Genomic DNA, 9,736 nt, shown 5'->3' with positions numbered 1-9,736 from the left:
TACTCACTACTCACTACTCACTACTCACTACTCACTACTCACTACTCACTACTCACTACTCACTACTCACTACTCACCCAAAGGCAGCCGCCAACCCCGCATCCAACCCTTCGGCAATCTTCGCCACGTCGGCGGCGGTAATGATCAGCGGCGGCGACAGGATGATGTTGTTGCCGGAGACGCGCAGCATCACACCCGCGCCATAGGCGCCGTCGGCGACGACGGTCATGGTCTTCTTGTCGACCGGCTTCTTGGCACCGCGATCCGAGACCAGCTCGAGCGCCGCCATCAGGCCTTTGTAGCGGACATCACCGACGAGCTGGTGCTTCGCCTTCAACGCTTCCAGCGCCTTGCCAAGCTCGACGCCGCGCGCCGCCGCGTTCTCGTTGAGTGCTAGCCGCTTGGTCTCCGCCAGCGCCGCGATACCGGCCGCGCAGCCGACCGGGTGGCCCGAATAGGTATAGCCGTGGCCGATCGAACCGAAGCTCGTCTTGTCAGACTCGAAGGCGTCGGCGACCTTGGCGCCGATGAGGGTTGCGCCGAGCGGAAAATAGCCCGAGGTGATCGCTTTGGCCATGGTCATGAAATCGGGTTTCACGCCGGTCAGCCGCGAGCCCGACCAGGCGCCGGTGCGGCCAAAGCCCGTCACCACCTCGTCGGCGATCAGCAATATGTCGTGGCGGTCGCAGATCGCGCGAACCATCGGCATGAAACTCTCATGCGGAACGATGACGCCGCCGGCCCCTAACACCGGCTCCATGATGAAGGCAGCGATGGTATCGGCGCCCTGGAAGGCGATCTCTTCCTCGATGGCGCGCGCGCAGAGCTTTGCCAGCTTGGCCGGATCGGTCTCGTCGAACGGGTTGCGATAGGTCATCGGCGCCGGCGTATGGAAGACGCCGGGCATGAGCGGCTCATAGTTGCGGCGGAAATTGGCGTTGCCGTTGACCGAGGCGCCGCCGAAATGCGTGCCGTGATAGCCCTTCTTCAACGCCAGGAATTTCGTGCGGTCGCCCTGGCCGCGGATCTTCCAATACTGCCGCGCAAGCCTGAGCGCTGTCTCGACCGAGTCCGAACCGCCGGAAGTGAAGAAGGCGCGCACCATGCCTTCCGGCGCGAACCATTCGGTCAGCTCATAGGCAAGCTCGATCGACGGCCCGGTCGAGGTGCCGCGAAAGCCGGAATAATAGGGCAGCACATCGAGTTGCGCGGCCATCGCCTTCTTGATCGGGTCGCAGCTATAGCCGAGGTTGACGTTCCACAGGCCGCCGACGGCATCGAGCACGGTGCGGCCCTCGGCATCGGTCACCGATGCGCCTTCACCTTTCATGATGATCTTCGGCGGGCTCGCCCGCATCTCGGCCGGATGCGCCATCGGGTGCCAGATCGGCTTGGCGTTGTTTTCGGTGAGGAAGTTGATGTCACGCATCGGGAAGGGCTCCGGGGTTCAGGAAAGCGCGAGGCCGAAATGGCCAAGCGCCTCGGCATAGCTACGCGTCGGCTCTGCGACGTCGAAATGGACGGTGGGCATGCCGGCGGCGACGGCGCCGTCGACATTGCGCTTCTGGTCGTCGACGAAGACGCAGGTCTCGAGCGGCAGCTGCAGCGCCTCGCCGACCATCGCATAGGCGCGAAGGTCGGGCTTGAGGATTTTCGTGTAGGTCGCGTCGACGATCGTCTCGAACAGGGAAAGCAGCGGCAGGCGCTGGCGAAAATCGGCGCCATAGAACAGGTCGAGTTCGTTCGAGAGGATGGCGAGGCGGATGCCGGCGGCGTGCGCTGTGCGGATGGCCTGGTCGGCCTCGGGCCGCACCACTTTTTCCGGTTCCGCTCCGCGCGCCCGTTGCACGAAGGTCTGCATCGATGTCCATTTTTCACCGATGAGAGCGCCGACCTCGCGTGTCCGTTCCGTCCAATAGTCGCGTTCGCTGATTTCGTCGCGTTGCATCAATCGCCAAAGCGGATCGCTGCCGGGGTCGAACGGACCTTGCCAGCGCAGCGTGCCCGGCTTCAGCCCGAGCGCCTGCTCGGTCAGCGCATGCGTCTCGAACAGCGTGCGGGTGACGACGCCGCCGAAGTCGAGGACCAGCGCCTGCGGCTTCACCCTGCTCATGCGACGCGCCTGCCAGCCAAAGCGCCGGGCGGAACGATGCCTTCGGCGACCCAGCGGTCGAAGATCTCCAGCGCCTTGGCGCTGAAAGCGGCGTCGTTGATGTGGCCGGCGATCTCGTGCAGTTCGGCATTGGCCGGCACGCTTGCTCGCATCTCCGCGACAAAGGCCGACAGCGCATCCGGCTCGTGCAGCGGCTCGCCCTCCTGGTCCCATTGCTGGATGCCGCCGGCCGGCAGGATGAAAGCGGTCGGCCCGGTCGCGGCGGCAAGCTTCTCGCCGATGGCGCGGGCGATCTCGCGGCGCGTTTCGCCATCCGATGTCACCGAAGCAAGCAGGCGGTTATGCGCGTGATAGGGCCGCTCGGTGAAGCGCGACGGCACCGCCTGCCAGGTCGGGAAATCGACCATGTCGATGGCGCCGGGCGCGACGATCTGCGGGATGCCCTGGCGCCCGGCATTCTCCAGCCGGTCGGTGCCCGAGTTCACCACCGAGCCGGTCAGCTGGTTGGCGAGTTCCTGCAGGCTGAAATCCATCACCGCGACAAATCCCTTCTGCGCGGCGATCGCCTCCAGCGCCCGCCCGCCCATGCCGGTGGTGTGGAAGACGATCACCTCATAGCCGCGCTTTTCCAGCTCCGGCTTCAGCGTCACCATATATTGCAGGCAGCTTTTGCCGAGCGAGCTCATGCCGATGCGTGGCCTGGACTCGTCCGGCTTCACCACGGCGCGCGCGGCGCCCACCACCGCGCCGCTCGCTTGCGACAGCACCGCCTTGCAGGCGCTGTTCAAGCCATAGAGGCCGCCGGCCCACAGGATCATCATCAGGTCGGTGGCGATGCGCTCCGGCGGCAGAAGATGCGAATAGGCGATGGTCGAGACGACGAATTTCGGCGCGCCGAGCGGCAGCGCCAGCGCGACATCCAGAGCAAGGTCGGTGCCCATCGAGCCGCCGAGCGCGATGAAGCCTTCGATCGCGCCCTGGTCGTAGAGCGAGCGGGCAAGCCGCGAGGCGCCGAGCGCCATCAGCGTCATTGCGGTGTTCTCGTCGCCGCTGGCGATGATCGCCTCGATCGTGGTGTCGGCGGCTTGGGCCACCGCGTGCCGGTCGTGCTCCGGGCTGTAAGGCGGATCGCCGAGCACGCTGACGTCCATCATCACGGCAACACCGCCGACGGCTTCGATCCGCTCGCGCATGAACAGAAGCTCGTCGGCCTTGGTGTCGCCGGTGCCGATAACCAGGATTCGGCGTTTCTCCTCCACGTCAGTCTCCCTAAACTCTCTTGTTGGTATTTATGCCCGTTTCTGGCGGGCTGGGTCATGCCGGCCGAACAGCCGTTCGCCGATGTCACGCGCCGCCGCGGTCACATCGGCGCCAAGGCGTTCGATGTCGCTCTTCTGCGTGCGCACGCGCGGCGCGGCGACCGCAATGGTGCCGATAGCAAAACCGTCGGCGCCGAGGATGGATGCTGCGACGCTCATCACGCCTTCCTCGAAACCCTGCGCGCCGATCGAATAGCCGCGCGCCCGCGCGGCGGCGACATGCTCGGCGAGCATCGTAGTGTCGCCGATGGTGAAGGGCGTGAAGGCCGGCATCGGTCCGGCGAGGACCGCAGTGCGGGTCCGCTCCTCGGCAAAGGCCAGGAAGGCGATGCCCGATGCCGTCGCATGCATGGGCAGCAACTCGCCGAGCGGCACGCTGACACGGTTGGCCTTTGCCGATTCGATGACGTGGACGGTGAGCAGGCCGCGCCTGGAATGTTCCGACAGATGCACAGTCTCCCCGGTCTTGACAGCCAGCGCGTCGATCACCGGCACGGCCATGCGCAGGAACGGGAACTGCGCCTCGCGCATCAGCGCCAGCCGCGTCAGGCCGGCGCCGAGCCGGTAGAGACGCGTTGTCTCGTCCTGCTCGACCAGGCCCTGCGCGATCAGCGAGACGAGCAGTCGGCGCGTCGTCGCCTTGTCGAAGCCGGCGCGTTTGGCGAGGTCGGCAAGCGCCGTCTCCGGCGCGCCATGGCCCAGCATCTCCAGCAGCGAAATGGCTTTGGCCACCGTGCTCATTGTCGCTCTAATCCTCCGTCAGATACTTAACGTGCGAATTAACTTGACAGCAAGTCGATTCCTTTGCAAGTCTAATATCGAAATGCCGTTGCAAATAATGAAATGCAAAAGTTGGCCCCATCAGAAGGCCCTCGGCATCTCAGGGACACTTGGCTTCCGCACGGCGGAATGGAGGGACACATGACAACCATTGAAGCCGGTTCAGCGAACCGGCTAAGGAAGAACAGCCTCGGCGTCGGCGCCATCACCTTCATGGTGATCTCTGCCGCAGCGCCGCTGACGGCTGTCGCCGGCGGCACGCCGCTCGGCATGCTGATGGGCAACGGCGCCGGCTTTGCCGGCACCTATCTCATCGTGACGCTTCTGCTGCTTTTGTTCGCCGTCGGCTATGTCGCCATGGCGCGCCACATCGGCAATGCTGGCGCCTTCTACGCCTACGCCGCGCGGGGCCTCGGCGGCCTTACCGGCGGCGCCACGGCGCTGATCGCGATCCTCTCTTACAACGCCATGCAGATCGGCGTCATGGGCCTGCTCGGCGCGGCCACCGCCGGCCTGTTCGCCGGCTGGGGCATCAACCTGCCCTGGTGGGTGTGGAGCTTCATCGCCATCGCCATCGTCGCCGTGCTCGGCTACCGCCAGGTCGACCTGTCGGCCAAGATCCTGACCGTGCTGGTGCTTGCTGAATATGTCGTGGTGCTGATCCTCGACCTCACCATCCTCAAGACCGGCGGCGACAGCGGCCTGTCGGCCGCACCCTTCAGCTGGAGCCAGATCACCAGCGGCGCGCCGGCGATCGCCATCCTGTTCTGCTTCGCCGCCTTCATCGGCTTCGAGGCGACGACGATCTATGCCGAAGAGGCGCGCGACCCGAAAGTGACCATCCCGCGCGCCACCTATTTCTCCGTCATCCTGATCGGCCTGTTCTACATGGTCACCGCCTGGCTGATGGCGGTCGGCGCCGGCGTCGACAAGCTCCTGCCGTCTCTCCAGGCTCTACAAGATCCGACCACCTTCCTGTTCGGCCTGTCCGACCGCTATGCCGGAACGCTGCTCACCCACGCGATGAGCATCCTGTTCGTATCCAGCCTGTTCGCCGGCGTGCTGGCCTTCCACAACGCGGTCGCCCGCTACATCTACGTTTCGGGCCGCGAGAAGCTCTTGCCGCAGGCGATCGGCGTCACCCATTCGGCGCATCAGAGCCCGCATGTCGCTTCCGTCATCCAGACCGTGCTTGCGGCCCTGGTCGTCGGGCTCTTCGCCGTACTCGGCCTCGATCCGGTGCTGGCGCTGTTCTCGTGGCTAACCAATGTCGCCACGCTCGGCGTCATCGTGATGATGGCGGTCGCCTCGCTGGCTGTCGTGATGTATTTCCGCGCCAATCCGGACAATCAGGAGAACGCGCTCAAGACCACCATCCTGCCGGGGCTGACGTTCATCGCCTTTGTCGTCATCATCTATCTGATCGTCATCAATTTCGGCAGCCTGTCGGGCGCCGGCGGCTTCCTCGGCGTCTTCCTGCCGCTCTTGGTGCTGATTGCCGCTGTTGTCGGACTGCTGCTGGCTGGAGCTTTGAAGAGCCGGGATCCGGCAGCCTTCGCAAATCTAGGCCTTCCGCTGAAAGACTGACAAATGCGGGCGGCGCCAGGCGCCGCCCTCTCATCGCAACGGAGCGCGGCATGAGTTTTGCCGAAAACATCACCGTCGAGGCGCTGGAAGCGGATCCGTACCCGATCTATGCCGAACTCAGGCGCAGCGCCCCTGTGGCCTTCGTGCCTTCGGTCAATCTATGGTTCGTCACCCGCTGGAAAGACGTCGAGCTTGTGGCGAAATCACCCGACATCTTCTCCGCCGTCGTCACCGCGGGCGTGTCGCCCGTTGAACGCTCCTTCGGCAAGCCGACCATCCTGACCACCGACGGCGAGGTCCATAAGGATCTGCGCCTGGGTGTCGACCCGAAATACCGGCCGCGCACGGTTGCCTCTTATGCCGGCGATCTCGTGCGCTCGATCGCCGAACCTTATCTTGACGAGATTGCCGCGCGCGGTTCGGCCGAACTGATGGCCGACTATTTCGAGCCGGTGTCGACGCTGAGCCTGGCGCGCTCGCTCGGCCTTGCCGATGTCGATATGCCGACCTTGCGGCGTTGGTTCTACGGTCTCGCCCAGGGCGCCATCAATTTCGAGAAAGACCCCAAGCGGCAACTGGTCGCCGATGCGATCAGCGCCGAGGTTGGCGACGCGGTGCTGCCGACGCTGAAGCAGCTCGCCCGCGAGCCCGACGCTTCAGCGTTGTCGCATATGCTGCATGACGGGATGCAGCCGGGCACGACACGGCCTTTCGACTTGCTGATGCCAACCATCAAGGTGATCCTGCTCGGCGGCATGCAGGAGCCCGGCCACGGCGCCGGCTCCATCCTTGTCGGCCTGCTGACCAATTCTGAACAGTTGCGGCAGGTGCTCGACGATCCCGACACCTTCGTGCCGAAAGCGGTCGACGAGGGCCTGCGCTGGGTGGCGCCAATCGGCACGCAGACACGTGAGACCACGCGCGTCGTCGAAATAGGCGGCGCCACCATCCCGGCCGGCGCGCCGGTCGCGGCACTGGTCTCCTCGGCCAGCCGCGACGAAAGCCGCTTCACCGATCCCGATCGCTTCGATATCCATCGCGCCGAAGGCAATCACGCCGTCTTCGGCTTCGGCCATCATTTCTGCTCGGGCCGCTTCTTCGCGCGCGAGCAGATGTGCCTTGCGCTACGCCTGCTGCTGGAGCGCTTTCCGGACCTGCGGCTGGTGCCGGGCGAGGAGCCCGTCTTCCGCGGCTGGGAGTTCCGCGCGCCGGCAACCCTTCATGTAGCTTTTGGAGCAAACCGATAATGATCGACCAGGACACCATCGACACGCTGCGCCAGGCGGAGGTCGGCGCGCGGCGTCTGTTTATCGATGGCGCCCATACGGACGCGCAAAGCGGCGCCAGCCTGCCGGTGATCTCCCCGATCGACGGCCGTCCCTTCGCCAGCGTCGCCGATGGCGGCGCTGCCGACATCGATCGCGCGGTCGCCTCGGCGCGCAAGGCCTTCGCCAAAGGCTCCTGGTCGCGCGCCGCACCGGCCTTCCGCAAGAAGGTGCTGACCAAATTCGCCGAACTGGTCGAGAAGCACGCGCTGGAGCTCGCGGTGCTCGGCGTGCGCGACAACGGCACCGAGATCGGCATGGCCTACAAGGCCGAACCGCTCTCGGCCGCCGGCACCATCCGCTACTATGCGGAAGCGATCGACAAGGTCTATGGCGAGATCGCGCCGACGGCCGACAATGTGCTTGGGTTGATCCACAAGGAGCCGCTTGGCGTCGTCGGCGTCATCGTGCCGTGGAATTTCCCGCTGATGATCGGCGCCTGGAAAATCGCGCCGGCTTTGGCGGCCGGCAACGCGATCGTCGTCAAGCCGCCGGAGATCGCCTCGCTCACCTTGCTGCGGCTGGCCGAACTCGCCGCCGAGGCGGGGCTGCCCGAGGGCGTCTTCAACGTCGTCACCGGCCGTGGTTCGGTCGCCGGCGAGGCGCTCGGCCTGCATATGGATGTCGACGCCATTGCCTTCACCGGCTCCGGCCCGGTCGGCCGCAGGCTGCTCGAATACTCCGCACGCTCCAATTTGAAGCGGGTCTTCCTGGAGCTTGGCGGTAAGTCGCCCAACATCGTCTTTGCCGACGCGCCGGATTTGAAACAGGCGGCGGTGGTGTCGGCCAACGGCATCTTCCGCAATTCCGGGCAGGTCTGCGTCGCCGGCTCGCGCCTGCTGGTTCAGGCCTCGGTCTACGACCGCTTCATGGACGAGCTCCTCACGGCGACGACCAAGCTCAAGGTCGGCGATCCGCTCGATCTCTCGAGCGACGTCGGCGCGGTGTCGAGCGCCGAGCAATTGACCAAGAATCTCGGCTTCGTCGCCCAGGCTTCCGAAGAGGGCGCCCGGCTTGTCACCGGCGGCGAGCGGATCCTCACCGAGACCGGCGGCAGCTACATGGCGCCGACGATCTTCGAGAATGTGACCGAGACCATGCAGCTTGCCCGCGAGGAAGTGTTCGGCCCGGTGCTCGGCATCATGCGCTTCGACACTGAAGAAGAAGCAGTGCGCCTCGCCAACGCCACTGTCTACGGTCTCGCTTCCGCTGTCTGGACGTCGAACCTGTCGACCGCGCACCGCATGGTCCGCGCCATCAATGCCGGCGTCGTCCATGTCAACACCTATGGCGGCGCCGACATCACCGTGCCGCTCGGCGGCTTCAAGCAGTCCGGCTTCGGCCGCGACAAGTCGCTGCACGCCATCGAGAAATACACCGACCTCAAGACGGCGTGGATATCTCTTTAGGCGCGCAGCCTGGAACCATCAGGATCGAAGAACGGCATCGGCGCGACGACCGCTCGCGCCGGTGTCCCGTCGATGTCGATGCTGAACTCGGTGCCGATCGCCGTAAAGGGCAGTTTGAGATGCGCGGTGGCCAGCATCTTGCCGATCGAATAGCCATGGTCGCTATAGGTGACGATACCGGCATCCTCGCCGTCCGGCGACTTCACCCTGGCGTCGGTCGCGGCCGGCTTGTCGCTGTCGAGGATCAGCCCTGTCCAGCGCTCGTCGATACCCTTGTCGCGGATCCGCATCAACGCATCCCGGCCGACGAAGTCGGCCTTGTCGAAACGGATCCAGCGGTCGAGGCCGACATGGAAGGGCGTGCGGCTTTCGTCCATGTCGACGCCATGCGCTGGATAGACTTTTTCCAGCCCGAGCGTGAACATCGCCAGCACGCCATAGGGTTTGAGCCCGAAGTCCCGCCCGGTCCGCATCAGCGTTTCCCACACCGAAGCCGCTTCGTCGGCCGGCACGAACAGCTCGAAGCCGAGCTCGCCGGTCACCCCGGTGCGCGAGATGCGCACATTCGTCTCGCCGATGCGCCCCGACGTGAACGCCCAGCGCTTCAACCCGTCGAGATCGGCGTCCAAAACCATTGCCTTGAGCAATTCGCGCGAGCGCGGACCCTGGATGGTCGGGAAGGCGACGGCCGCCGTGATGTCGGTCACATAGGCCTTGCGCCCTTCGGCATGGTGCAGCAGCCACGGCAGCATCTTCAGCCGGTTGACCGAACCGGTCACCAGCATGAAATGCTCGGGCGCCAGGCGAAACACCGTGAGGTCGTCCATGATGCCGCCATCGTCGCGGCAGACGGTCGAATAGCGCACTTGCCCAGGCTTCATCGCCGACGCATCGTTGACGATGACATGATTGACCAGCGCCTCGGCGTCGGGACCTTTGATGTCCATCTTGCCCATGGTGCTCAGGTCCTGCACGCCGACATTGGCGCGCGTGTTCAGGTGCTCGTCCTCGATGCCGGAATAATATTTGGCGGAAATGAAATTGCCGCCGACCCGGCCCATGGTCGCGCCGAGACCGACGATGCTGGAATAGAAAGGGGAGCGCCGCTCAACCAAGAAAATTCTCCACAATGCATTGCGATTTGGAGACCGTTTCGAAACTCGCTCTGGCGAGTCATATGAAGGTGGTTTCGAGAACTGGAGC

The 9,736-nt window shown here is 64.9% G+C and carries 8 protein-coding genes; 3 read left to right on the top strand and 5 right to left on the bottom strand.

Going from position 1 to position 9,736, the window contains the following annotated elements; genetic code table 11:
* Nucleotides 1-73 precede the first annotated feature (73 nt).
* The 4 genes from AB6802_RS20335 to AB6802_RS20320 are packed head-to-tail and all read right to left on the bottom strand — an operon-like array spanning nucleotide 74 to nucleotide 4,173.
* Nucleotides 74-1,429 carry an aminotransferase class III-fold pyridoxal phosphate-dependent enzyme gene (locus tag AB6802_RS20335; RefSeq protein ID WP_371011961.1) on the bottom strand — a complete coding sequence of 452 codons (1,356 nt, stop codon included), beginning with the start codon at nucleotides 1,427-1,429 and terminating at the stop codon, nucleotides 74-76.
* 18 nt (nucleotides 1,430-1,447) lie between these two features.
* A complete protein-coding gene (locus AB6802_RS20330) occupies nucleotides 1,448-2,113 on the bottom strand; it encodes an HAD family hydrolase (RefSeq protein WP_371011960.1) in 666 nt (221 codons plus the stop codon).
* Entirely contained in the window at nucleotides 2,110-3,372 is a 1,263-nt protein-coding gene (locus AB6802_RS20325; protein WP_371011959.1) for a Tm-1-like ATP-binding domain-containing protein, read from the bottom strand. The genes AB6802_RS20330 and AB6802_RS20325 overlap by 4 nt, the downstream gene beginning before the upstream one ends.
* A 30-nt stretch (nucleotides 3,373-3,402) precedes the next feature.
* On the bottom strand, nucleotides 3,403-4,173 hold the full coding sequence (locus tag AB6802_RS20320; RefSeq protein WP_371011958.1) for an IclR family transcriptional regulator: 771 nt from the start codon (nucleotides 4,171-4,173) through the stop codon (nucleotides 3,403-3,405).
* A gap of 180 nt (nucleotides 4,174-4,353) precedes the next feature.
* Here AB6802_RS20320 and AB6802_RS20315 point away from each other — a divergent pair, with 180 nt between their 5' ends.
* From AB6802_RS20315 to AB6802_RS20305, 3 genes are read left to right on the top strand one after another with little or no spacing between them, the layout of a single operon-like run.
* Nucleotides 4,354-5,799: an APC family permease gene (locus tag AB6802_RS20315; protein WP_371011957.1), complete on the top strand. Its 1,446-nt coding sequence runs from the start codon at nucleotides 4,354-4,356 to the stop codon at nucleotides 5,797-5,799.
* A 50-nt stretch (nucleotides 5,800-5,849) separates the two neighbouring features.
* Nucleotides 5,850-7,046 carry a cytochrome P450 gene (locus tag AB6802_RS20310; RefSeq protein WP_371011956.1) on the top strand — a complete coding sequence of 399 codons (1,197 nt, stop codon included), beginning with the start codon at nucleotides 5,850-5,852 and terminating at the stop codon, nucleotides 7,044-7,046.
* Nucleotides 7,046-8,533, top strand: a complete 1,488-nt coding sequence (locus AB6802_RS20305; RefSeq protein ID WP_371011955.1) for an aldehyde dehydrogenase — start codon at nucleotides 7,046-7,048, stop codon at nucleotides 8,531-8,533. The genes AB6802_RS20310 and AB6802_RS20305 overlap by 1 nt, the downstream gene beginning before the upstream one ends.
* Here the strand turns inward: AB6802_RS20305 and AB6802_RS20300 are convergent.
* On the bottom strand, nucleotides 8,530-9,648 hold the full coding sequence (locus tag AB6802_RS20300; protein ID WP_371011954.1) for an aminomethyltransferase family protein: 1,119 nt from the start codon (nucleotides 9,646-9,648) through the stop codon (nucleotides 8,530-8,532). The genes AB6802_RS20305 and AB6802_RS20300 overlap by 4 nt on opposite strands.
* Nucleotides 9,649-9,736: the final 88 nt, after the last annotated feature.

Source organism: Mesorhizobium sp. RCC_202 (genome assembly GCF_041355295.1).
In the GTDB taxonomy this organism is placed as follows: domain Bacteria; phylum Pseudomonadota; class Alphaproteobacteria; order Rhizobiales; family Rhizobiaceae; genus Mesorhizobium.
Note: the sequence above shows the minus strand (reverse complement) of the source record. Positions and strands in the feature narration are given on the sequence as shown.